The sequence below is a fragment of the Coriobacteriaceae bacterium genome (assembly GCA_025757745.1).
Taxonomy (GTDB): Bacteria; Actinomycetota; Coriobacteriia; order Coriobacteriales; family Coriobacteriaceae; genus Collinsella.
Genome location: CP107217.1, coordinates 1047352 through 1071947, shown reverse-complemented (window position 1 = coordinate 1071947; position 24596 = coordinate 1047352). Strand labels below are relative to the sequence as shown.

15 protein-coding genes and 2 tRNA genes are annotated in these 24596 nt (G+C 62.9%); 4 read left to right on the top strand and 13 right to left on the bottom strand.

Annotation, left to right across the window (positions count from 1 at the left end; translation table 11 throughout):
- Window positions 1-639 precede the first annotated feature (639 nt).
- The 4 genes from OGM60_04520 (at window position 640) to OGM60_04505 (ending at window position 5425) form a co-directional block, all read left to right on the top strand.
- A complete protein-coding gene (locus OGM60_04520; protein UYJ00056.1) occupies window positions 640-2097 on the top strand; it encodes an NAD(P)/FAD-dependent oxidoreductase in 1458 nt (485 codons plus the stop codon).
- Between the two features lies 1 nt (window position 2098).
- On the top strand, window positions 2099-3466 hold the full coding sequence (locus tag OGM60_04515; protein UYJ00055.1) for an NAD(P)/FAD-dependent oxidoreductase: 1368 nt from the start codon (window positions 2099-2101) through the stop codon (window positions 3464-3466).
- A gap of 4 nt (window positions 3467-3470) precedes the next feature.
- On the top strand, window positions 3471-3869 hold the full coding sequence (locus tag OGM60_04510; protein UYJ00054.1) for a DUF1667 domain-containing protein: 399 nt from the start codon (window positions 3471-3473) through the stop codon (window positions 3867-3869).
- 467 nt (window positions 3870-4336) lie between these two features.
- Window positions 4337-5425, top strand: coding sequence for an aminopeptidase P family protein (locus OGM60_04505; GenBank protein ID UYJ00053.1), 1089 nt, complete (start codon window positions 4337-4339; stop codon window positions 5423-5425).
- A gap of 346 nt (window positions 5426-5771) precedes the next feature.
- On the opposite strand, the gene OGM60_04500 is transcribed toward OGM60_04505, so the two are convergent.
- The 13 genes from OGM60_04500 to OGM60_04440 all read right to left on the bottom strand — a co-directional run bounded on the left by OGM60_04500 (window position 5772) and on the right by OGM60_04440 (window position 24276).
- Window positions 5772-7115, bottom strand: a complete 1344-nt coding sequence (locus OGM60_04500) for a Mur ligase family protein (protein UYJ00052.1) — start codon at window positions 7113-7115, stop codon at window positions 5772-5774.
- 280 nt (window positions 7116-7395) lie between these two features.
- Window positions 7396-10092: a valine--tRNA ligase gene (locus OGM60_04495; GenBank protein ID UYJ00051.1), complete on the bottom strand. Its 2697-nt coding sequence runs from the start codon at window positions 10090-10092 to the stop codon at window positions 7396-7398.
- 287 nt (window positions 10093-10379) lie between these two features.
- Window positions 10380-11789: an ATP-dependent Clp protease ATP-binding subunit ClpX gene (gene clpX / locus OGM60_04490; GenBank protein ID UYJ00050.1), complete on the bottom strand. Its 1410-nt coding sequence runs from the start codon at window positions 11787-11789 to the stop codon at window positions 10380-10382.
- Between the two features lies 1 nt (window position 11790).
- Window positions 11791-12411, bottom strand: a complete 621-nt coding sequence (locus OGM60_04485; protein ID UYJ00049.1) for an ATP-dependent Clp protease proteolytic subunit — start codon at window positions 12409-12411, stop codon at window positions 11791-11793.
- 163 nt (window positions 12412-12574) lie between these two features.
- Window positions 12575-13876, bottom strand: a complete 1302-nt coding sequence (gene tig, locus OGM60_04480) for a trigger factor (protein UYJ00048.1) — start codon at window positions 13874-13876, stop codon at window positions 12575-12577.
- A gap of 87 nt (window positions 13877-13963) precedes the next feature.
- A tRNA-Leu gene (locus tag OGM60_04475) sits at window positions 13964-14047 on the bottom strand.
- A gap of 140 nt (window positions 14048-14187) precedes the next feature.
- Window positions 14188-17019: a molybdopterin-dependent oxidoreductase gene (locus OGM60_04470; GenBank protein ID UYJ00047.1), complete on the bottom strand. Its 2832-nt coding sequence runs from the start codon at window positions 17017-17019 to the stop codon at window positions 14188-14190.
- Window positions 17019-17921 carry an FAD binding domain-containing protein gene (locus OGM60_04465; GenBank protein ID UYJ00046.1) on the bottom strand — a complete coding sequence of 301 codons (903 nt, stop codon included), beginning with the start codon at window positions 17919-17921 and terminating at the stop codon, window positions 17019-17021. Before OGM60_04465 ends, OGM60_04470 begins: the two co-directional genes overlap by 1 nt.
- A 151-nt stretch (window positions 17922-18072) precedes the next feature.
- The gene (gene gdhA, locus OGM60_04460; GenBank protein UYJ00045.1) at window positions 18073-19428 is read right to left on the bottom strand and encodes an NADP-specific glutamate dehydrogenase; all 1356 of its coding nucleotides are present in this window, start codon (window positions 19426-19428) and stop codon (window positions 18073-18075) included.
- Between the two features lie 263 nt (window positions 19429-19691).
- Window positions 19692-19788: transfer RNA gene (locus OGM60_04455), tRNA-Sec, on the bottom strand.
- 41 nt (window positions 19789-19829) lie between these two features.
- Complete coding sequence (selB, locus tag OGM60_04450; protein ID UYJ00044.1) at window positions 19830-21800, bottom strand: selenocysteine-specific translation elongation factor; 1971 nt, start codon at window positions 21798-21800, stop codon at window positions 19830-19832.
- Window positions 21797-23254 (bottom strand): L-seryl-tRNA(Sec) selenium transferase, encoded by a 1458-nt coding sequence (gene selA, locus OGM60_04445; GenBank protein ID UYJ00043.1) that lies wholly within the window; start codon window positions 23252-23254, stop codon window positions 21797-21799. The genes selB and selA overlap by 4 nt, the downstream gene beginning before the upstream one ends.
- A gap of 185 nt (window positions 23255-23439) precedes the next feature.
- Window positions 23440-24276: a formate/nitrite transporter family protein gene (locus tag OGM60_04440; protein ID UYJ00042.1), complete on the bottom strand. Its 837-nt coding sequence runs from the start codon at window positions 24274-24276 to the stop codon at window positions 23440-23442.
- Between the last annotated feature and the right edge of the window lie 320 nt (window positions 24277-24596).

Here is a 24596-nt window from a genome sequence, read left to right as displayed (position 1 = left end):
TCGGAAGGTTTGTCTCGATCTGTAACATCTACAACCCAAATCATCAGCTAACTGTTACAGATTGAGACAAAGGAAAACGTCCGAACCGAATGTCTCAATCTGTAACAGTTACTCGGCAAAAACAACCCCAGATGTTACAGATTTAGACAAACCATTCTCTCCCCGACTTAAATCTCAATTTGTGACAACAACTCGGCAAAAACAGGTCTAACTGTTACGGATTTAGACATTCGAAACCGTCTGATAGGTTCATCTAAATCTGTAACATCTAGACCCCAAAACGGTCCCTAGATGCTACAGGTCGAGACAGAAGAATCTCTCCCTGACTTTAAATCTCAATCTGTAACACATAGGACCGATTTTCCCCTCTTACCGTTACAGATCAAGACAAACGGAGGGGCCGTCTGGCAAACGTCTCGATCTGTAACATCTGGAACCCAGTTCTTCTGCTTACTGTTACAGAGCGAGACAAACCTCTGACGCCAGGGGCGGCAGACGAGGTCACCGATGATCCTGAGTCTCCCCTCGCCTGCCGTTTGCGGACGCGACGGGGCTGTTCGCCGCATTGCCGCCGCACTGGGGGTGTGCAGACCGTAGGATAGTCATATTGACAGCCTGTCAACTCGTCTGGGAGGCACTGTGACGGAAACGTTTGATATCGCGATTGTGGGCGCGGGCATTACCGGGTGCGCCATCGCGCGGCAGCTCGCGCGCTATGACCTGTCCATTTGCGTGGTCGAGGCGGCCAACGACATCGCCCTGGGCGCGTCGAAGGCCAACGGCGGCCTGGTGCACGCCGGCTACGATCCGGCTCCGGGCACGGTAAAGGCGCAGGTCAACGCCCGTGGTTGCGAGCTATATGGCACGTGGGCCCAGGAGCTAGGCTTTTTGTTCCGCCGCACCGGGTCGATGGTGCTGGGCTTCAACGATGAAGACCGCGCGCACCTGGAGAAGCTGCGCCAGAATGGCCTTGCCAACGGCGTGCCCGAGCTGTCGATTATCGGTCCCGAACGCATCCACGAGCTGGAGCCGCGCGCGAGTGCCGAGGCGACGTGCGCGCTATGGTGTCCCTCGACCGGTTACGTCGACCCGTTTGAAGTGGCCATCGCCGCGCTGGAAAACGCCGCTACCAACGGCGTGACGTTTATGCGGTCAGCGCCGGTGAAAGCCATTGAAGTTGCCAGCTCGGATGACGGAGCCGCGCACTTTACGCTGGTGACGCCCGTCGGAGACGTGCGCTGCCGTTACCTGATTAACGCCGCAGGCAACGGTGCCGCGGAAATCTCGCATATGGCAGGCGCCGAGGAGTTCCGGATGGTTTGGCGCCAGGGTAACATCGTGGTGCTAGACAAGGAGCCGCGCGCGCTCATGCCGCTCTACCCGGTGCCCACGCCGGTTTCCAAAGGCGTTATCGTCACAGGCACCGTGCATGGCAACACCGTGATTACAGCGACGGCCGCCGAGCGCGAGCCCGGCGACACGCAGACCTACGCGACCGATATCGACGCGCTGCTGAGCGGCGCGCGCAAGCTGGTGCCCGACCTGGACACGCGTCGCGTGGTGCGCGCGTTTGCCGGCGGTCGTCCGGTCATTAAGGGAACGAACGACTTCTTTATTGGACAGTCGGCCGTGGTATCGGGACTATTCCAAGCCACGGGTATTCAGTCGCCGGGCGTGGCGAGCGCACCGGCAATTGCCGAGCGCATGGAGCGCGTGATGCGCGAGGCGGGCGTTGCTTTGCGCGAACGGGCCGATTGGAACCCGATTCGCCGCGCGCCGGACGACTTTGACCGTGTGCCGCTTGCGCGCAAGGAAGAGCTCATTGAGTCCGACCCCGCGTGGGGGCAGATCGTCTGCCGCTGCGAGACGGTGCCCGAGGCCGAGATCGTGGCCGCGATCCGACGCCGCCCGGGCGCGGTTTCGGTCGAGGGCGTCAAGCGCCGCTGCCGTGCCGGCATGGGTCGGTGCCAGAGCGGTTTTTGCCAGAGCCGCGTGGTGGCGATCCTAACGCGCGAGCTGGGCTGCGAGCCCAGCGAGGTACTGTTGGAGGACGCCGGATCTTGGCTGGTTGAGGGACCGCTGAAGGGGGTGCGCTAGGATGGCAAGCTTTGAAGTGAATGCAGCGAGCGCGACCGACGGCGCCGCGGACGCCGTGCCGACGCAGGCCTTCGACGTGGTCGTTATCGGCGGCGGACCTGCCGGCATGGCGGCCGCGCTTTCCGCGCATAAGGCCGGCGCGTGCGTGGCCATCGTGGAGCGCGAGCAGCACTTGGGCGGCATCCTGCGCCAGTGCATCCACCCCGGTTTTGGCCTCTCGCACTTTAAGCAGGAGCTCACCGGCCCCGAGTATGCTCAGCGCTTTATCGACCAGGTTCGCGCGACCAACATTGCGCTGTTCTTGGACAGCATGGTGCTTGGAATTGATTCGGGCGCGTCCACGGAAGATGCCGCGGTCCACACCGTCACGCTCATGAGCCCCACCGGCATGTTGCAGCTCACCGGACGCGCGGTCGTCCTTGCCATGGGTTGCCGCGAGCGCACCCGCAGCGAGATCAAGATTCCCGGCAGCCGACCCGCCGGCGTGTTTACGGCCGGCTTGGCGCAGCGATACATCAATATCGAAAACCTCAAACCCGGCTCGCGTGCCGTCATTTTGGGCTCGGGCGACATCGGGCTCATCATGGCGCGTCGCTGCACGCTCGAAGGGATTTCGGTCGAGGGCGTGTACGAGCTCATGCCGTACGCCAACGGCCTGCGCCGCAATGTGAAGAACTGCCTGGACGACTTTGGCATTCCGCTGCATCTGTCTACCACGGTCACGCGCGTGATCGGGCGCGACCGCGTGGAGGCCGTCGAAGTGAGCCAGGTCGACGAGCACCTGGCGCCCATTCCGGGGACCGAACGCGTTGTTCCGTGCGACACACTGCTGCTTTCGGTGGGATTAATACCCGAGAACGAGCTTTCGGTTGCCGCGGGCGTGGAGCTGGACCCACGTACGCGCGGCGCCGTGGTGGACCAGAGTCTGCAGACGGGCGTGCCGGGCATATTTGCCTGCGGCAACGTGTTGCACGTGCACGACCTGGCCGACAACGTGACGACCGAGTCCGAACGCGCCGGCGCAGCCGCGGCGGCGTACGCGCTGGGCTGTGGTGCTGGGGCCGATGCGGGCGCTGCGGACGCGGGCTGCGAGCTCACGGTCTCCCCCGCCGGAATTGCGGGCTACGCGCTGCCGGGGCGCATTACGACCGTCGGGCTCACTAAACTTAACTTCCGCGTGCGCCGACCCGTCGACGCCGCCCGCGTGCGCATTCTGGCAGGCGACGAGGAGCTGTTTGCAGGCAAGGTCCGCCCGTTTAAACCGAGCGTAATGGAGAGCTTCCCACTACCGGCAAAGGTAATTCAGCAAGCGCTTGACCTGGGCGCCAACGAGATAGTCCTGTCCGTCGATCCCGTCGAGGAGGTATAACGTCATGAACACGAATGCGACTGAGACGCTGCAGTTCAACTGCACCACCTGCCCATCCGAGTGCCTCCTGACCGTGGAGGTCGAGCGCAGCGCAGACGGCGCCGTGGTAGAGGTGCGCTCCGCAACCGGCAACAGCTGCCCGCGCGGTGATAAGTTTGCACATCAGGAGCTCACCTGCCCCATGCGCATGCTCACCACCACGGTGGCGGTATCCGGCGGCGACGAAGTGCTGCTGCCCGTGCGCACGGCCGAAGCCATCCCGCTTGAACTCCACGCCCAGGCGATGGACCTCATCCGCGGCCTAGTGGTCAAAGCCCCCATCCGCATGGGCGATGTAGTCCTCCCCAACTTCCTAGACACCGGTACCGACCTCATCGCCAGCATGGACATCGACCCAGCCTAAGCAGCTCATTTGGGACGGGGCTCTTTTAGCTACCCCGCCATCCACCCCGCCCCTCCTCAATTGCGGTGAAATAGTTCCTGATTTCCGCCAAAACCCCGGTATCCAGGAACTATTCCACCGCAACTATCATTGGAATCGGTATTTAGCCTGTGCCTACTTTAGTGGCATTTCAAAACTATGCCGGATTACGGGGCTGATTCGGAGACCCCCATCCATACCGGCAATTTTCGATTTTTGATAAGCCCTCTACCTGCGGTTTTAATTTTGCGATTTTTCCCATTGTCAAGTAATACAGGTCCAGCCCCGTAATCCGCCATAGTTTTAAAAGCAGCCCATTTGGGACGGGACCATATTGACTACTTTTACCTATCAGCCCGCATGTTTGACGCAGCTAAAAAAGCCCCGTCCCAAATTGACTACCCTGGCATTGGGGATACCATGGTGGCAACCTAGCGAAAGGACGATGTATGGCACATGTCGATGACCAGCGTGTGGCGCGCGTGCTCGATGCGCTCGAGGCTCAGCACCCCGGCGCGCAGCTGCTCGTGAACGACCCGTGGTCGATTTATTACCTAACCGGCTTTTACGCCGATATGTTCGAGCGTTTTTGCGGTGTGCTGCTCGCACGCGATGCCGAGCCCGTGATCTTGGTCAACGCACTGCATCAGCTGCCCGAGTACGACAATGCCCGCGTGGCCTACCACACCGATACCGACGTCGTGGCCGATGCCATCGCTCGCGAGGTCGATCCGACCAAACCGCTCGGCATCGACACTGTCATGCGCTCCGGCTTTTTGATGCCGCTCATGGAACGCCATGCCGCCAGCAAGTTTTTCCTGGGCGACTTTGCCGTCACCGCTGCGCGCACCCACAAGGACGAAGCCGAGCAGGAGCTCATGCGCGTGTCCTCAGCCGCTAACGACGCCGTGATGGCCGACGCAATCAAGCTTGTCCACGAGGGCGTGACGGAGCGCGAGATCGCCGACCAGATGCTCGGCCTGTATCGCAAGCACGACTGCGAGGGCTTTAGCTTTCCGCCGATCGTAAGCTTTGGCGCCAACGCCGGCGATCCGCACCACGAGCCCGACGACACCGTTCTCAAGCGCGGCGACGTGGTGCTGTTCGATATTGGTGGACGCCGCCGCAACTACTGCTCGGATATGACGCGCACATTCTTTTGGGGCGAGCCGGACGAGGAGACGGCGCGCATCTACGACATCGTGCGCCGCGCCAACGAGGCCGCCGAGGCGCTTATCGCACCGGGCGTGCGCATGTGCGACCTGGACCGCGCCGCGCGCGACGTGATTGAGCAAGCTGGCTACGGCAAGTACTTTTCGCACCGCCTGGGACACTCGATCGGCCTGCAGGACCACGAGCCGGGCGACGTTTCGCTCGTCAACGAACAGGTCATAGAGCCGGGCATGACGTTCTCCATCGAGCCGGGCATCTACCTCCCCGACCGCACCGGCGTCCGCATCGAGGACCTAGCCCTGGTTACCGAGTCCGGCGTCGAGATTCTCAACGCCTACCCCCACGACCCAGTCCACCTAGACTAGGCAATGCGGCAAAGGGCCAGTCCCTTTGCCGCATTACATTAATGCCGCCACAAAAACGGCCTATTTACTACGTTTAACCCGCATGGGTCGACCATGCGGGTCTTTTTTGAAAATCGGCAAGACATCTACCTGCGGTTTTAATCTCGCAAGTCTCGGAGTGGTCGAGGGCAGTCGATTAAACGTAGTAGATAGGCCCATTTCGTGGCAAGCGAGTCAACTCGGGGCACAGGGCAGCCAAAACCCCGTCCCAAATTGACTGCTTTTGAGTTGCGGTGATATACGGACTGTTTGAGGCTTCTGGCTTGTAAAACAGTCCGTATTTCACCGCAACTGCTGAGGGGATGGGTTAGCGCAAGAGGCCGGCTACTTCGCCGGCTAGGGTGATGGTGCCGGCAGCTACGAAGGGCTCGCCCGCGGCATCAAGGGCTGCGAGGGCCTCGGACACGCTGGGGTACACGCCCGCAAGCTTGTCAGCGTCCACAAGGGCAGCAAGCTCCTCCGCCGGCAGTGCACGGTCGGAATCGGTCTGGGTCACAATCACGCGCGGGAAGGCCGGAATCAGCACGTCAACGATACCCGCCACGTCCTTATCGGCCAGCGCGGCACACAGCAGCGTGGGGCGGTTCCCCACGCACGGATCGATCTCGTCCAGCGCGCTCACAAAGTTCTCGCAGCTCTGGGGGTTGTGGCAGGCGTCGATCAGCTTGAGCGGATCAGTTCCCAACACATCAAAGCGACCCGGCGTGGGGCAGCCCATAAGCGACGCATCGAGCTTGTCATGATCGAGCTCGCGACCCAGATAACCCTCGCAGAGCATAATCGCGCATGCGGCATTCTGCGGCTGGTAGGCCGGCTTGACCATGCTCGACGTATAGATCGCGCGCGGCGTGGTACAGCTAAACTCAACCGTGTCGCCAACATGCGCCGGCACCTTAGTCGTGGCATGGCTCACCACGAGCGGCACAACGCCGCACTCGCGACAACGCGCATCCATCACACGCTGAACGCTCGCCTCATGCGTACCCTCGCCCAAAACAACCAGGCGCCCAGGCTTAATAACCGCAGCCTTCTCCCCCGCAATGGCCTCGAGCGTATCGCCCAAAATGCGCGTGTGGTCGAGCCCGATGCCGGTGATGGCAACGGCGACGGGATCGGTCGCACTCGTCGCGTCCCAACGGCCGCCCATGCCAACCTCGAGCACAGCAACATCTACTGCGGCCTCGGCAAACACCACCAGTGCGGCAGCCGTCAGCAGGTCAAACGGCGTAATGGTGTACGCGCGCTCCCCCGCCGCCACACGACGAGCATTCACGCGATGCCCCGCCTCGACGGCGGCAGAAACGCCACGGGCAAACGCCTCATCGCTCACAACGCGCCCATCGACCTCCATGCGCTCGGGATAGCGCACAAGCTGCGGCGATGTATACAGCGCGGTCTTTAGCCCCTCACCACGAAGGATGGCAGCCGAAAAACGCGTAGTCGAAGTCTTGCCATTGGTGCCGGCAACCTGAATGCAATCGAAATACTCGTCCGGACGTCCCAGCTCATCGAGCATATCGACAACCGTCTCAAGCAGAGGCCCAGCATCCCCAGAAATCCGTCCCGTATCGGCAGCAAGCCCCACAGCCTCACCAAACGAAAGCAACTCAAACGAGAAAGGAACGACATACGACCCCGAACGCTTAGCCATAACCCAAAGTCCCCCATAACAGAAAAAGAGGCCCACCAAAATGAATGAGCCCCTCACGTTGACAATATCAGCCTTTACCCGATTGCAGCAAGATCAAGGCCACAACCCAGTGGCCCTAACACGCCAGATGCAAACAACCACGTAAACGAACTAGGAGCGGCCCGATGCTTTGCTCGCCGCAAGTTCCGCACGCAAAGGACAGCACTTAATGTGCTGTCCGTCTTGCGCAGGACTGTCCGCAGCGGAGAGCAAAGCATCGGGACGCGCCCCCGAGTAAACCTTACGAGAAGTCAGCAACCTGAGCAGTCAAAGCCGCCAGGATCTCCCTGAGCTCAGCTGCACGGTCCCTCTTCTTCTGGACCACCGCGGGCGCGGCCTTGGCCACAAAGCCCTCGTTGGCGAGCGTCTTCTCGCAGCCGGCAAGCTCCTTCTGGGCCGCGGCAATCTCTTTCTCCAAGCGCGCCTTCTCGGCCGAAAGGTCAACCTTGCCCTCGAGCACCACAAAGACCTCGACGCCGCTGTCGACCACGGCAATGCTCGCAGCCGGCTTCTCAACGTCGGTACCCATAACCAGCGAAGCGGTGTTCGCCAGCGGCTCAATCGTGGAGCGCAGGCTCTCGAGCTTCTCGATATCCTCGGCGCCGGCGCGCACGACAACGTCGAGCTCCGCCTTGGGGCTTAAGCGATAACGCGAACGGGTGGCACGGGCGGCAGACACGACGGCACGGCACAGCTCAAACGCGCGCTCGGCGGGCTCGTCGACGTACTTGGCGTAGTCGGCGGGCTCGGGCCACTTGGCGATCATGAGCGCCTCGGCGCGGTTCACGTTGCCCTCGGCGTCCAGGTCGAGCACGCTCGCCGGCATGTTGTCCCAAATCTCCTCGGTGACAAACGGCATAAGCGGGTGCATCAGGCGAATGGAGGTGTCGAGCACAAAAATCAGGTTGCGCTGAGCCTGCAGACGGCCCTCGCCCTTCAGGCGGGCCTTGGTAACCTCGACGTACCAGTCGCAGACCTCGTTCCAGAAGAACTGCTGCACGCCGCGGGCCATGTCGCCAAAGGTGTAGTTCTCGATGCCCTCGGTAACCATCTTCACGGCCTTGGCCAGGCGGCTGAACATCCAGGCGTCGGCCGGCGTCTCCACAACGGGCTCGCCGGGCGTGTAGCCCTCCATGTTCATGAGCAGGAAGCGGCTGGCGTTCCAGATCTTGGTCACAAAGCTCTTGGCTTGGTCGGTACGCGGGCTGTCGATGAGCTTCTTGGTCTTCTTGTCGATGTTTGCGTCGAACTTGACGTCCTGGTTGTTGGTGCACAGCGTCAGCAGGTTGAAGCGCATGGCGTCGGCGCCGTACATACCGATGAGGTCCATGGGGTCAACGCCGTTGCCCTTGGACTTAGACATGCGGCTGCCGTCCTTGGCCAGAATCGTCGGGTAGATGACGACGTCCTTAAACGGCACCTCGTCCAGGAAGTACAGCGAACTCATGACCATGCGGGCGACCCACAGCGCAATGATGTCTCGTGCGGTGACGAGCGCCGTCGTGGGGTGATGGCCCTCGAGCAGCTCCGGCTTTTGCGGCCAGCCCTGCGTGGCAAAGGTCCACAGCTGCGAGCTGAACCAGGTGTCCAGCACGTTCTCGTCCTGGTGCACGTGATGGCCGCCGCACTTGGGGCACACGTCGGTGTCCTCGGTCAGGGCGTCCTCCCAGCCACAGTCCTCGCAGTAGAACACGGGAATGCGGTGGCCCCACCACAGCTGGCGGCTGATGCACCAGTCCTTGAGGTTCTCCATCCAGGTGGTGTAGGTCTGCGTCCAGCGCGCGGGGTGGAAGGTGACCTTGCCGGAGTTAACGGCGTCGAGCGCCGGCCCCTTGAGCTTGTCGACGGCCACAAACCACTGCTCGGACAGCCACGGCTCCAGGGCGGAATCGCAACGGTAGCAGTGCATGACGGAGTGGTCGAGCTCTTCGACGTGGTCGAGCAGACCGTGCTCGTCGAACCACTTGACGACGGCCTCGCGGCACTCGTCGCGGTTCATGCCGGTAAACTCACCGTAGCCCTCGACGACCACCGCATGCTCGTCGAAGATGTTGATCTGCGGCAGGTCATGGGCCTGACCCATGGCGTAGTCGTTGGGGTCGTGTGCCGGGGTGACCTTAACGAAGCCGGAGCCAAAGTTGGCGTCGACATGCCAATCCTCAAAGATGGGAATCTCACGGTCGACGATGGGGAGCTTGACGGTCTTGCCCACAAAGGCGGCCTTCTCGGGATCCTTCGGGGAAACGGCAACGCCCGTGTCGCCGAGCATGGTCTCGGGGCGCGTGGTGGCGACGACGATGTAGTCCTGGCCGTTGACCGGCTCGGTCAACGGGTAGCGCAGGTGCCACAGGCGGCCCTTCTCGTCCTTGTACTCGGCCTCGTCGTCCGAGATGGCGGTGGTGCAGTTGGGGCACCAGTTGACGATGCGCTTGCCGCGATAGATCAGGCCGTCGTGGTACCAGTCGCAGAAGACCTTGCGCACGGCCTGGACATAGTCCTCGTCCATGGTGAAGCGCTCGTTGTCGAAGTCGACGGAGCAGCCCATGCGCTTGATCTGCTCGACGATGATGCCGCCGTACTCGTGGGTCCAGTCCCAGCAGGCGTCGACAAACTTGTCGCGGCCAATCTCCAGGCGGCTGATGCCCTCGCTCTTGAGCTTCTTGTCGACCTTGGTCTGCGTGGCGATACCGGCGTGGTCGGTGCCCAGCACCCAGCGCGTGGACTTGCCGCGCATGCGGGCCATACGGACGATGGCATCCTGGATGGAGTCATCGGTGGCGTGACCCATGTGGAGCTTGCCGGTCACATTGGGAGGCGGAATGGTGACGGTGCAGTCGCCCACGCCCTCGCGGCGCTTGTAGTAGCCGCCGTCGAGCCACTTCTGCAGGATCGCCGGCTCGTTGGTCGACGGTTCGTAGTTCTTGGGCATCTCTTCCATATATCTCTCCCTTGCCCGTCGGGGAGGAATGTAGGCCCGATTTTCGCTCGGTCAAGTCCTAGGCTCGCTCGAAGACCACATTAAGTGGTCTTCGGCTCGTGCGGAATCTACGAAAATCGGGCCTACATTCCTCCCCTTAGGTATCGATTACTTCAGTCTGATATGACTTCGCCGAGGCTTAAACAAACACACAGAATAGCACAGGTAGTTGGGGTTATTGCGCATATATAAAATAGCCTCCGACCACGGGTGGTCAGAGGCTATTTGCAAACACGTTTTAGGCTGGTTTAGCCGTAGATGCGTTGGGGTTGTTCTTCGCCCTTTACGGAGGCTTCGGTCACGATGACCTTGGTGACGCCCTCCTCACTGGGCAGGTCGAACATCGTCTGCTGCAGCACGTCCTCGCAGATAGAGCGCAGGCCGCGGGCGCCGGTCTTGCGGGCGAGCGCCATGCGGGCGATCTCGTGCAGGGCAGCGTCCTCAAACTCAAGCTCAACGTCCTCGAGCTGGAACATCTTGCGGTACTGACGCACCACGGCGTTCTTGGGCTCGGTCAGGATCGACACCAGGTCGTCCTCGTCGAGCGCCTGCGTCTGGGTGACGACGGGCGTACGTCCCACAAACTCGGGGATCATGCCAAAGGCGTTGAGGTCCTGCGGGAGCACCTGGCGCAGCAGGTCGTTCTCGTCGACCGAGGTGGGACCGGCGATCTCGGAGTTAAAGCCCACGCCCTTGTTGCCCACGCGATCGGCGATAATCTTGTCCAGACCGACAAAGGCACCGCCGCAGATAAACAGGATGTTGGTCGTGTCAATCTGCAGCAGCTCCTGCTGGGGATGCTTGCGGCCGCCGGTGGGCGGAACGCTTGCCACCGTGCCCTCAAGGATCTTAAGCAGCGCTTGCTGAACGCCCTCGCCCGAAACGTCGCGGGTGATGGAGAGGTTCTCGGCCTTGCGGGCGATCTTGTCAATCTCGTCCACGTAGATGATGCCAACCTGTGCGCGCTCAATATCGCCATCGGCGGCGTTGATGAGCTTGAGCAGGATGTTCTCCACATCCTCGCCCACGTAACCGGCCTCGGTGAGCGCGGTGGCGTCGGCGATGGCAAACGGCACCTCGAGGATGCGCGCGAGCGTCTGGGCGAGCAGGGTCTTACCGGTACCGGTGGGACCGAGCAGCAAAATGTTGGACTTAGCGAGCTCCACCTCGTCCATATCATCGTCAAGCTGCGAGTCCAAACCGTCGTCAAAGGCCGAAAGCGCGGCACCGCCCTCGATCACGCGGCGGTAATGGTTGTACACGGCAACCGACATGGCGCGCTTGGCGTCCTCCTGGCCCATGACATAGGCCGAAAGCTCGTCATAGATCTCGTGCGGCGTCGGCACGTGCGTAATGACCTGGCGGGCGTCGTCCTCGAGCTCAAAGCCCTCGGCCTCGGGATCCATGGCAGGCTGGGACGCAGGCTGGCCGTGATCGTTGAGGAAGCCCGGCAGCTTGCCGTTGCGGGCAGCGTCCATAAAGTCCGAAGCCAGCGACTCCTCAAGGATCTCGGAGCAGGCGGCGACGCACTCATCGCAGATAAAGATGTTGGTCGGACCCTTAACAAGGCGGCGAACCTGCCCCTGCTCTTTTCCGCAGAAGGAGCAGCGGATGGGGTTGCCGTTCTCGTCAAAGTTGTCCTGCATGTTACCGGCCATCCTAGGCGTCCTTCGCGGCGAGATCGCGCGAGGTGACGATACGGTCGATCAGGCCGTAATCGAGGGCCTCGGCAGCGGTCAGGTAGTTGTCGCGCTCGGTATCGGCCTGGACCTTCTCGATAGGCTGGCCCGAGGCGTCGGACAGAATCTGGTTGAGCTCGCGGCGGGTCTTCTTGATCTCCTCGGCCACGATCTCAATCTCGGTCTGCTGACCCTGAGCACCGCCGCTGGGCTGGTGAATCATGACCTTGGAGTGCGGCAGGCAGAAGCGCTTGCCCTTGGCGCCGGCCGAAAGCAGCACGGCGGCCATAGACGCGGCCATACCGACGCAGATGGTAGAGACCTGCGGCTTGATAAAGTTCATGGTGTCAAGAATCGCCAGACCGGAGTAGACCTCGCCACCGGGCGAATTAATGTAGAGCGAGATATCCTTCTCGGCATCCTGGCTCTCAAGATGCAGCAGCTGGGCAACAACCAGGTTGGCGCTGACGGAGTTGATCTCCTCGCCCAAGAAGATGATGCGGTCGTTGAGCAGGCGCGAATAGATATCGTAGCTGCGCTCGCCGCGCGGTGTCTGCTCGATAACGTATGGCACGAGGGCGGAATCGAACTTAGCGATCATACGCATCTCCATTTCTCTCTTGCGGACCAAATTGGTTCTAGATAAACGTACGGTGCCCGCATGCTATGCATTGGCTGGCACCGTACGAAGCAACCGGATAACCGGTGTATAACTTTACCCCATCACGGGCACACGCATGCGCTCGTGGGCAATGTGGCGAGAATTACTCGGCGTCCTTGGCGGTCTCGTCGACCTCGGTCACCTTGGCGTTCTCGACCAGGTGGTCGACGGCCTTGGAGCGACGGATGGACTCGCGGACGGCAGGCATGCGGCCATCGGCGATGAACTCGGCCTTGGAAGCCTCGACGTCCTTGACGCCGGCCTTCTCGAACTCGGCGTTGATGTCGTCCTCGGTGACCTCGATCTTGAGCTCGCGGGCGAGGGCGTCGAGAGCCAGGGACTCGCGGGCGACGTCGTTGGCCTGCTTGTGCAGGTCGCCGATGAACTGCTCCATGGTCAGGCCGGAAGCGGGCAGCCAGGTGTCCAGCGTCATGCCACGGGCAGCGAGGTTGGACAGGAAGTTCTGGCCAAGCTCCTCAAAGACGGACTGCTCGTAGTCGGCGTCCATCTCGTCGAGCTGCAGGCGCTCGGCGAGAGCGGAGACGCAACGGTTCTCCTTCTCGGCCGGGAGGCGGGAAGCCTTGTCCTGCTCGATCTCGATCTTGATGGCGTCGCGCATGGCGTCGATGCTATCGAAACCAAAATCGGACTTGACGAGCTCGTCGGTGAGCTCGGGGGTGTTGCGGACCTTGATGCCCTTGACGGCGACCTCGACGGTATGGGCCTCGGCCTCCTCGCCCTCCTCGACCTCGTCGGTCCAGGTAACGGTCTTGACGTCGTCAACGTTAGCGCCGATCAGGGCCTCGTTGAACTCCTTGGGGTTGCTGTCGCTACCGGCGATGAGCATGCGGCCCTCGGCGGCAAAGTTGTCGGCGTTCTCGACGGCCTTGAGGTCGACGGTGACGTAGTCCTCGGCCTCGACGGCGCGACCCTCGACGTCCTCGAAGGTGGCACGGTAGTTGAGGAGCATCTCGACCTGGTTGTTGATCTCAGACTCGGTGACCTCTGCGGGAGGCATCTCGATCTCGACGGCGTCGAAGGAGGAGAGCTCGGCGGCAGGACGCAGGGAGAACTCGACGGTGTAGGTGTAGTCCTCGTGATCCTTGGCGAGGTCGAGCTCCTTGTAGTCACCGCTCTTGGTGGGGACGATGTCCAGCTCGTTGAGGACGGCGGGCTCGTTGGCGGCGATCAGGTCGTTGGTGGCCTGAGCGAGGGTAGCCTCGGCGCCAAGAGCAGAGTCGATGACCGGACGGGGAGCCTTACCGGCGCGGAAGCCCGGGAAGCGGTACTTCTTGGCGGTGTCCTTGTAGGCCTTCTTGATCGCGGCGTCGACGTCGGCGGCCGGGATGGTGACCGTAGCGGTGAGCTTGGCGTCCTTGACGTCAGAAGCGGTGATGTTCAACACGTTCCTCCTCATACTGCCCAGCTTATCTGAGGTGCTGGTACCTTTATGCAACAAGCGTCGCGAGGGCATAAGCCGACGCGGGTGCGTTGGTGCGGGCGAAAGGACTCGAACCTTCACGGGAATCCCACCAGAACCTAAATCTGGCGCGTCTACCAATTCCGCCACGCCCGCATGAGCGCACAGATTAGGAATGATAGCAGATACGAGCGGCAAGCGCACGCACACGTTTTACAGGCTCACGACCTCACCACGAGTGCAAAAGGCGGGGCGAGTTGCCCCGCCCCGCCCATTACGACTTGTTCGCTGACCCGCTACTCCCCCAGCAGCGCTTTCTCCGGCGTGATGGGCAGCGAGCGAACCTGGTGACCGGTGGCGTGCGCCACGGCCGAGGCAACGGCGGCGAGCGGCGTGTTGATGACGACCTCGCCGATCGACTTGGCGCCAAACGGGCCCGTCGGCTCGTAGCTCGGCTCAAAGGCCACGCGAATGCTGCCGATATCCAGGCGCGTGGGCAGCTTGTAGCTCATAAAGTTGCCGGTGCGCAGGCGGCCGCGATCATCATGCTCGACAATCTCGTAGAGCGCGTGGCCGATACCCTGGGCAATGCCGCCCTCGGCCTGGACGCGTGCGAGCGCCTCGTTGATCACGGTGCCGCAGTCCACAGCCGCCACGTAGTCCACAACAGTCACCTTACCGGTGGCCTTGTCGACCTCGACCTCGGCAATGCCGGCCATAAACGGCGGAGGCGAAACGGGCAGGCAGGCAGAGGCATGCGAGGTGAGCGCGTCGCCGCCCGCGATGTTCTTGACGCACAGGTTGGCAAAGTCGCGCAGCGTGAGGTAGCGGTTCTGCTCGCGCGCGGCGCGCTCGTCGGACAGTCGCACGTACTGGCCATCAAAAACCACGTCGGCGGCGTCCACATCCCACATCTGGGCTGCCTTGGCGCAAATCTTCTCGCGCAGCTCGGTCGCGGCGTTCTTGGCGGCCAGGCCCGTCACGTACGTACCCGAGCTCGCGTACGAGCCGGCGTCGAACGGCGACACATCGGTGTCCACGCCGCGCACCACAATGAGCGAGCTCTCCACGCCCAGCTCCTCGGCGGCAATCTGCGCCAGAATCGTGTCGACGCCCATGCCGTTATCGGTGGCGCCGGTGCCGATGGTAATGAAACCATCCTCTTCCAGGCGCATGTCGATGCCGGCGATATCCACGTTGGAGATGCCCGAGCCCTGCATGGTGAGCGCGCAGCCCAGGGCGCGCACGCGATCGCCCAGGTCCACGGCCAGCGGCTTGTCGCGCCAGCCGATCATGTCCATCGCGCGCAGCAGGCAGCGGTCGAGCGCGCAGGCGTTGAGCTTCTCGTTGTAGTACTGCGGCATGACCTCGCCCTCGCGCACAATGTTCTTAAGGCGCAGGTCGGCGGGGTCCATGTGCAGCATGTCGGCGAGCTCGTTGACGGCGCTCTCCACGGCAAACTGGCCCTGGGTGGCACCGTAGCCACGATACGCGCCGCCGCGGTTGGTATTGGTGTAGACGGCGTCCCAGCTAAAGCGGCTCGCCTTCACATGGTTGTAAATCGGCAGGCTCTTGTGGCCCGAAAGCCCGATCGTCGTGGTGGCGTGCTCGCCGTACGCGCCGGCGTTGGAAAGCGTGTGCAGATCGATGGCCGTGATGGTGCCGTCGTTCATGGCGCCCAGCTTAACGGTCATCTGCATCTGGTGACGCGAGTTGCCCGCGGTGATGGTCTCCTCGCGGGTGTAGCAGCAGTAGCTCGGACGGCCGGTCTGCTGCGTCACAAACGCCACGAAGATCTCGCAGCAGCCCGTCTGCTTGGAGCCAAAGCCGCCGCCGATGCGCGGTTTAATAACTTGCACCTGCGACTGCGGAATGTCGAGCGACTGCGCGACCATGCGGCGCACGTGGAAGGGCACCTGCGTAGAGGTGGTCACCGAGATGCGCCCGAACGCGTCGGTCGTCGCAAAGGCGCGGAAGGTCTCCATGGGCGCGGTCTGCGTGGCCTGGCTGGTGTAAGTGCGCTCAAAGACGATGTCGCTCTGGGCGAATGCCTCGTCCAGGTCGCCAAAGTCGCTGGTACCGCTGCACACCAGGTTGCGGGGCACATCGCCGCCCTGCGGGAACATAAAGGTCACGTCGCCCTCGGGGTGAACCACGATGTCGTTATCGAGCGCCTGGGTAAAGTCGAGTAGGGGCTCGAGCACCTCGTAGTCGACCTTGATGAGCTTGAGCGCCTTGTCGGCGGCCTCCTCGGTCTCGGCGGCGACAATCGCCACCTCCTCGTTTTGGTAACGGACGAGGTTCTCGAGGATCAGGCGGTCGTAGGGACTCGGCTGCGGATAGCTCTGACCGGCAATGGTAAAGCGGCGCTTGGGCACGTCCTCGTAGGTGTAGACGCCCACCACGCCGGGCACCTTCAGGGCACGCGACGTGTCGATGGAGCGGATCTTGGCGCGGGCATACGGGCTGCGCTTGAGCTTAACGATGAGCGCGCCGGCGGGCACCATATCGCCCGTGTAGACGGGACGGCCCTCGAGCAGGGCCCTAGAGTCCTTCTTGGGCTGCTTGTGGGTGATCTGCTTGTAGGTGACGCCGTCGCAGCTGGTGTCGTTGACCGGCAGCTCGGGCATCTCAAAGCCCACCTGTACGCCAGACTCGTTAAGGAAGCGCACGATGGCGCGCAGCTGGCTCTCGTAGCCGCTGCAACGGCAGAGATTGCCGGCAAGCTGGCGCGAGAGCTCCTCGCGCGTGGCAACGAGGCTCGGGTCCTCCTTGGCGGCGCGGGCAAGCGACAGCACGTTCATGATGAGGCCGGGGGCGCAAAAACCGCACTGCTCAGCGCCTTCGGCGGCCATGGCGCGGGCAAGCGCCTCGGACTCGGCCTTGAGACCCTCGAGCGTGGTGATGGAGCGGCCCTCAACGCGCGCGGCGGGAACCGAGCAGCTCAGCACCGGGTCGCCGTCGAGCCACACCGTGCACAGACCGCAGTTGGTGGTCTCGCAGGCGCAGCGCACCGACGCGCAGCCCTGCTCACGCAGCAGCGAAAAGAGCATGGTATCGGGGGCAATCTGAACCTTGACCTTGCGGCCGTTGAGCGTAAAGGAAAGATCGATGAGTTTGGCAGCCATTAGCGCACCTCGCTAGAATCGACGCCGGGCACGCGGCGGCAGGAATACTCGTCCGTGGCAAACTTAGGAATCTGCACGCCCTCGAGCTCGCGGGCAAGCGCAGCCGAAAGCTCGATGCCGGCGGCGCGGCACACGGCCTGGATCGCCAGCGGCGCCGAGATGCGGCGGCGGTAGTCGGCCGAGCCCCACAGGTTGGTGCCGTAGCTCAGCGCGCGTACGGACGCGGCCAGGGCGCGCAGCTCGTCCTCGGAAGGCTGCTCGTTCACCAGGCCGCATGCCTCGCCCTGCAGCAGGGTCGCGCGCAGCGGGCGGGCGCCCACGGTGACATGCCAACTGTTATCCCACCAGGCGGCGGTGACATTGAGCGAGGGAAAGTCGGTCGCGGCCTTGCGCACGGCCTCGTAACTTGCACGGTAATCATGCTTAACGACCACAACATGCTCGATCACGTCGCGCACGTAGCCCATGTTCACAAACTCGGCGAGCGGCACACGTCCGGCACCCGTCAGCTCAACGTACGAATCGAGCGCCAAAAAGGCCGAGAGCACGTCCGAGAAACCAAAGCGGCCGTAGATGCTGCCGCCCACCGTGGCGGTATTGCGCAGCTGCACACCCACGATGTCGTGGACGGCAAACTCAAAGACATTGTTGACGAGCGCGTTGAGCTCGGCATGGCGCTCGAGCTGGCGCAGGGTGCACATGGCACCGATGCGAAACTCGGTCTCGGTCTCCTCGATCTGATCGAGTCCGCAGGCCGAAAGGTCAATCGCCGTCGCCACACGACGCGAACCCAGGCGCATCCAGATACCGCCGCCCACAATCTTGTTGTTGCGGTTCTTCTGCAAGAGCTCATAGGCTTCGGCCGCGTTTCCAACACGGACGTAGGTACCGAACTTGAGCACGTTCTCCCCCATCTCTTTACTTGTCCAGTACCCCTAAGTGTACCAAACGAGGGCGCACGACCCTCGCCACCATAGAAAAAGGCTCCCGGCAGGAATTGCCGGGAGCCTTAGCGCATCAGCTGGCGCTGTACGGAGCTATGTCAAGCTGGATTTAGCAGACGCCTTGGGCGAGCATGGCGTCGGCGACCTTCAGGAAGCCGGCGATGTTGGCGCCCATGACAAAGTTGCCCTCCTGGCCATACTCCTTGGCGGTGTCGTCCACATTGTGGAACATGCCGCGCATGAGCTGCTCGAGCTTGCCGTCGACCTCCTCAAAGGTCCAGGACAGGTGCTCGGCGTTCTGGCTCATCTCCAGGCCGGACACGAGCACGCCGCCGGCGTTGGCAGCCTTGCCGGGCATAAAGGCGACGCCGTTCTCCTGGAAGTAGTTCGTGGCCTCGATGGTCGTGGGCATGTTTGCGCCCTCGCCGACCACCTTGCAGCCGTTGGCGACGAGCGCCTGGGCGTCCTCGAGCAGCAGCGTGTTCTCGCGAGCGCAGGGCAACGCGATATCGCAGGGCAGCTGCCACACGCCGCGGCCGTCGCCCTCGTGCCACACGGCGTTGGGCTTCTCGTCGACGTACATGGCGAGCGTGACGCCCTTGTCGTGGCCGGAGCGCTTCTTGTTGTAGACATGCTCGAGCACGGTGTAGTCGATGCCGTCGGGATCCTCGACCCAGCCGTGGGTGTCGGAGCAGGCCAGCACCTTGCCGCCGAGCTGGGAGACCTTCTGGACAGCGTAGATGGCGACGTTGCCGGAACCGTGAACCACAACGTTCTTGCCCTCGAAGGAGTCGCCACGGCTCTTGAGGTACTCGTCCACAAAGTAGACCAGGCCGTAGCCGGTGGCCTCGGTACGGGCGAGCGAGCCTCCAAAGGAGAGGCCCTTGCCGGTGAGGACGCCGGTCCACTCGTTGGTCAGGCGCTTGTACTGACCGAACATGTAGGCAACCTCGCGGCCGCCAACGCCCAGGTCGCCGGCGGGAACGTCGGTGTTGGGGCCAATGTGGCGATAGAGCTCGGTCATGAAGGACTGGCAGAAGTGCATGATCTCGTTGTTAGACTTGCCCTTGGGGTCAAAGTCGGAACCGCCCTTGCCGCCGCCCATGGGAAGGGTGGTCAGGCTGTTCTTGAGGATCTGCTCCAGGCCCAGGAACTTGAGCATACCCAGGGTGACCGTCGGGTTAAAGCGCAGGCCGCCCTTGTAGGGTCCAATGGCAGAGTTGAACTCGACGCGGTAACCGCGGTTGACCTGGACCTTGCCCTGGTCGTCGACCCAGGGAACACGGAACATAACGATGCGCTCGGGCTCGACGAGGCGCTCAAGCAGGGCGGCCTCCTCGTACTCGGGGTGGGCGTCGAGCGCCGGCTGGATAGTGCCGAGGATCTCGGTCGCGGCCTGGATGAACTCAGGCTGCTCGGGATAACGGGCCTTGAGCTCGTCGAGAACTTTCTGCGTGTAGCTCATGCTTCCTCCAATGATGGGAAACGAAAAGTGTCGGTCGCGGCACCCCATGCGCCGCGAGCTTTATCGTGTATGGATAATATCGCACTGTTGCGGCAAAGTTACGGATAAGATCGCGGGCGGATGTTTCATTTTGATTACGATGCAGGTAGATGCGTTTTTGAGCGCCTGACGTGCAAGTTGCGTGTTTCGAAGCTGTTTCTCGCACGTTTCGAAACCACCACAAAGGGGACAGGCACCTTTGTGGTGGTTTTGACGAAATGCGTTGGCGGGAACGTATGTGAATCGAACACATCCAAGACGTTTTGCACGCCTCGCAACGGTTTTGAGGACCGCGGGGCCCACCGGAGCCCATCCGCTCCCAAACGTGGCGGTATTTTACCAAACTAGCAATACGACGACCCCTAGCGCAGGGATCTGAGGCCGCCGGCCTCTTTGTCGAGCGTCGTAAAACGCACCGCATCCAGGTGCTCCAAGATGCTAATGGCTCGTTTGCGCGACACGCCCAGGGCCTCGCGCAACACACTCGTGGTGGCAGCGCCGCCCGCAGCCTCGATGGCCACTGCGACGACCTCACGCGCATGGACCTCGGCGGCAGCAGACAAGGCAACGTCGCGTTCGATCTTAACGATCGCGCGGTTGAGCGAAAGCTCGCGCAGGGCACGCGTCATGGCGTCGCGATCGAGTTGCAGCTGCTGTCCCAGCTCGGGCAGCGTCGGCGCGTCGAGGCCGGCCTCATCCAGCAGGGCCGCAATGCGATGGCTAGCCTCGCGCACCACGCGTAACGCCGCAGCGGCGGAATGCGAGTCGAAGACCTCGGCACCGTCGATGGCACAGATGCCGCGCGCACAGCCCTCGAGGATGAGCGCGGAGGCGACATCTTCGCCCGCTTTCGGCCAGGCGACATGCACAACCTCGCCCGGCGTGAAACCCGTCTGCTTGGGCGCGGCCTCATGCATGGCGGCAAGCGTGTCGGCAAGCGCGGTGAGGGCGGCATCGAGCACGGCGGGGGCGGCATAGAGCTCCTCGGTCGAGTGCTCCGGATGAAGGGCGACCGCATCGCCCGACGCCGCCGCGGCGAGCAGGAGCCTTACGGCCTCGGCACCGGAAAGATCGATCGCACGGGCGACATCAGCTGCCGGCACGGGCAGGCGCTGGATACCGAGCCACGCGGCGACGGCCGATGCGAGGTCGCCCGCATCGAGAGCCGCGAGAAGCGAGCGCTCAGCATCCGTGAGCTCGCGCGAGCGGCGGCACTGCGAAAGCAGCACGCGTCCGCCGCCGATAAGTACCACCGGGGAGAACGCAAGCACGATGAGACCGTCGCCCGAGCGCACGGGAAGGCGCTCCTCCAAGCGGATTTGCACGGTACGCGTCTCGCCCGGGGCGATCGGCCCATCGCCCTCCATGAGCATGATGCGCCCGATGACCTCAGCCGTGCCCGCCATCACGTGGACGCGCGCGCCGGACTCGAAGGGCACGGGCTTGGCGCCCTCGCGCCCCAGATAGGTGAAGCGCGCGATAAGCCTAAGCGTCGAGCCCTCGGCGCCCGGTCCGCAGACGACCTCGCCGCGGGGCAGGTCGCCCGCACCGTCGCCCACGATGTTGAGGGCGACGCGCTGGCCGGGAAGCGCGCGCGGCGTGTCGCCGTGCACCTGGATCGCGCGCACGCGACAGCGCACGGCCGCGGGGCTCGAGACGAGCTCGTCGCCCACCGTGATGGGGGCGTCGTGGAGCGTTCCCGTCACGACGGTGCCCGAGCCCTTGATGGAAAAGCAGCGGTCGATGGGCAGACGCGGGGCCAAGCCGGGACGCTCGGGGCGCTCGGCGGATTCAGCCAGAAACACGTCGATCGCGGCATCGATCGCCCCGCGCACGTCCTCGACGCCCTCGCCCGTGCGCGACGACACGGGGACCACGGGGGCATCGGAGAACACGGTGCCCTCAAGAAAAGCCTCGACGTCGAGCTCGGCGAGCTCCGCCGTCTCGTCATCGACCAGATCGCGCATCGTGAGCGCGACGACCATGTGCGTGACACCCAAAAGCTCCAACACGTGCACGTGCTCTCGCGTCTGCGGCATCACGCCCTCAACGGCAGAAACCACCAGCAACGCAACGTCCACGCCCGTGGCGCCCTGCACCATCGCGCGCAGATAGTGCGCATGCCCGGGCACGTCGACCAAGCCGACAATCTTGCCGCTCGGCAGCACCAGCTCGCCAAAGCCGAGCTCTGTGGTCATGCCGCGGCGCCGTTCGACCTCCAGACGGTCGGGGTTTTTGCCGGTCAGCGCCTCGATGAGCGCCGACTTGCCGTGATCGACATGGCCCGCCGTTCCAACGACAACGGGACATTCGACAAGCTCGCACGCGGTCATCGACGCAAACCCGCTCGCACGGCAGCGGCCAATGCAGATGCGCACAGATCAAGGTCGGTATCGTGCAAAAGCGTGCGGACGTCAAACAGCACCTGTTCGTGCCGCACGCGCGTGACGACCGGCATGTCGGGCTCCTGAACCATGGCGCGCTTCAGGCCATCGGCGGATAGGCGCCCATCGACGGGGCAGACGGCAACGCAAAAGGTTGGGAGCTCGACAGTCGGCAGCGACCCGCCGCCGGGGGCAGAGGCGCCCTCGACAACCTGCAGCTCCACCGCGTCCTCGCACTGAAACTCGCGAAGTTTGCGCAGCATGCGGTCGTGTAGGCGCTTGGCCTGACGCTCGAGCGGAGCCGGCGCGCCGGAAAGCATGTTGAGCACCGGGATCTCCCGATATGCCGTATCGGAGCCGGCCACATACAGGCGCAGGGTGGCCTCGAGCGCCGCGAGCGTGAGCTTGCCGGGGCGAAGCGCGCGCATAAGCGGATGAGAGGCGCAGGCGGCAATCGCCTGGGCGCTGCCGAGAATAATGCCCGCCTGCGAAGCGCCGAGCAGCTTGTCCCCCGAGCACGAGACAACGTCGGCGCCGGCGCAAAGCGAGGCGGACGTGAGCTTTTCCCCCGCATCGGCGAGTACCCCATCTGCCAGCAAAGCGCCCGAGCCTTGGTCCTCGTAAAGCAAAAGGCCATGTTCATGCGCCAGCGCAGAAAGCTCCGCCGCCGAGACCTCCTCGTGAAAGCCCTCGATACGGTAGTTGGAAGGATGAACTTTCAGGATCATCGCCGTGTTGGGCGTAATGGCGCTTCGATAATCATCCAGATGCGTGCGGTTGGTAGAGCCCACCTCGACAAGCTTGGCGCCCGAGGCCGCCATGATGTCGGGGATGCGGAAGCTGCCGCCCACCTCGACCAGCTCGCCGCGGCTCACGATGACCTCTTTGCCGCACGCATGCGCGGCAAGCACCAGCAGCACCGCCGCGGCGTTATTGTTGACGACCAAGGCGTCCTGCGCCCCTGTGAGCGTGCGCAGCAAACGCGCGGCATGCTCCTTGCGGCCCCCGCGAGCGCAGGTCGCAACGTCATACTCGAGCGTGCTGTAGCCACGGGCGACGTCGGTCACCGCCTGCACCGCCGCGGGAGCGAGCGGAGCGCGGCCCAGATTGGTGTGAATCACAACGCCCGTCGCGTTGACGGCGGGGCGCAGGGTCGGCAGGGACAGGCGGTGGCACCGCCGCTCGATAGCTAAGGCAAGCTCACGTTTGTTCCTTGCGGGGGAGCCGGAGCGAATCGCCGCGCGCTCGGCATCGAGCTCGGTATCGATCGCCTCGCGCACGATCGTGTCGCCCGCATCGCCGGCAGCCTTCATGACCGGCCACTCGGACAGCAGCTCGTGGACAGCGGGAATGGAGCGCAGGCGGTCGCGCACCTCGGCGGGCATGGATTCGCAGTCGCTCATGGAAAGCCTTTCGACATATTCAATAAAAAGCAGGTCCCCCATGGTCGTCATTTGCCAAACAATGGCGACGCGTACGCAAAAGGGACAGGTCCATTATGGCAGCTCGTGGCAAGACGGCGCAGCGCCTCGTTCAAAACCTGCCAAAATAAACCTGTCCCTCTTTGGTCGGTTATGGCCTGGGGCCTTTAGGCCTCCTTGTTGGCGTAGATAAACCAGTAACCCAGCGCCACGATCAGGGCGCCGCCCACGATATTGCCCAGCGTGGAGACCGAAAGGTTGAGCGCCAGACCCGCCGCGTTAAGAGCGGCGGCGCCGGCAACATCGGCTCCATAGCCGCAGGAGTGCATCAAAATGCCCATGGGCAAAAAGTACATGTTAGCGACGCAGTGCTCAAAACCGCAGACCACAAAGGCGGCAATAGGCAGCAGAATGCCCACGACCTTGTCGACCACGGACTTGCCGGCGGTACCGATCCATACGGCCAGGCACACAAAGATGTTGCACAGAATACCGCGGAAGAAGATGGTGACGGCATCGATCGTGACCTTACCGGCGGCGACGCTCACCATGGTGTTGGCAACCGCCTCACCGTTGAGCTTGTAAATGGCTGCCATATAAATCAAAAAGACAACGAACAGGGCGCCGACAAAGTTGCCGATCCAAACAATGGCCCAGGCTTTGAGCATCTGTACAAACGTGATCTTTTTGCTCTTAAGCGCGCACACCATCAGCGAGTTACCGGTAAACAGCTCCGCGCCGCAAATGAGCACGAGCACCAGTCCCAGGCAAAAAGCAAGGCCGCCCACAAAGCGCTGGGCGCCCCAACCAAGGGACGCATCGCTCAGAAAGACCGTGAAGAACAGGCCGCCGAAAGCGATAAACGCGCCGGCGAACATGGCGAGCAAAAAGGCCTTCGGGGCAGGCAGGCTGGCCTTGGCAACGCCGGCGGCCTCGGTCTTGGCCTCGATCGCGGCGGGCGCCAGGCAATCGGGGGTGGGATAGTCTGCCTTGCTCTGTGCCATAGCAACCACTTCTTTCTTACGACTTGGGGCAAACGCTCCTGGTTCATTTGCCCCGCGAGGTCGGACGGAATAAAAATAAACGCAAGCCAAATTAGCATATTGGCCTGCGATTATATAGCTTGGAGCGGGCGACGGGAAGTCCAAGGATTTGCTTCGCAAATCCTTGTTTCGCTGCGGGCCTTCGGCCCTTGCGTGCTGCGCTGGAAAATGCTCACGCATTTTCTCAGCTCCGCACCCTGGCGGGCTCGATTCCCGTCGCCCGGTGCGTAAACGAAAACGGCTCTGGTCCCCAAAGGAAACCAAAGCCGTTAAAACAATTC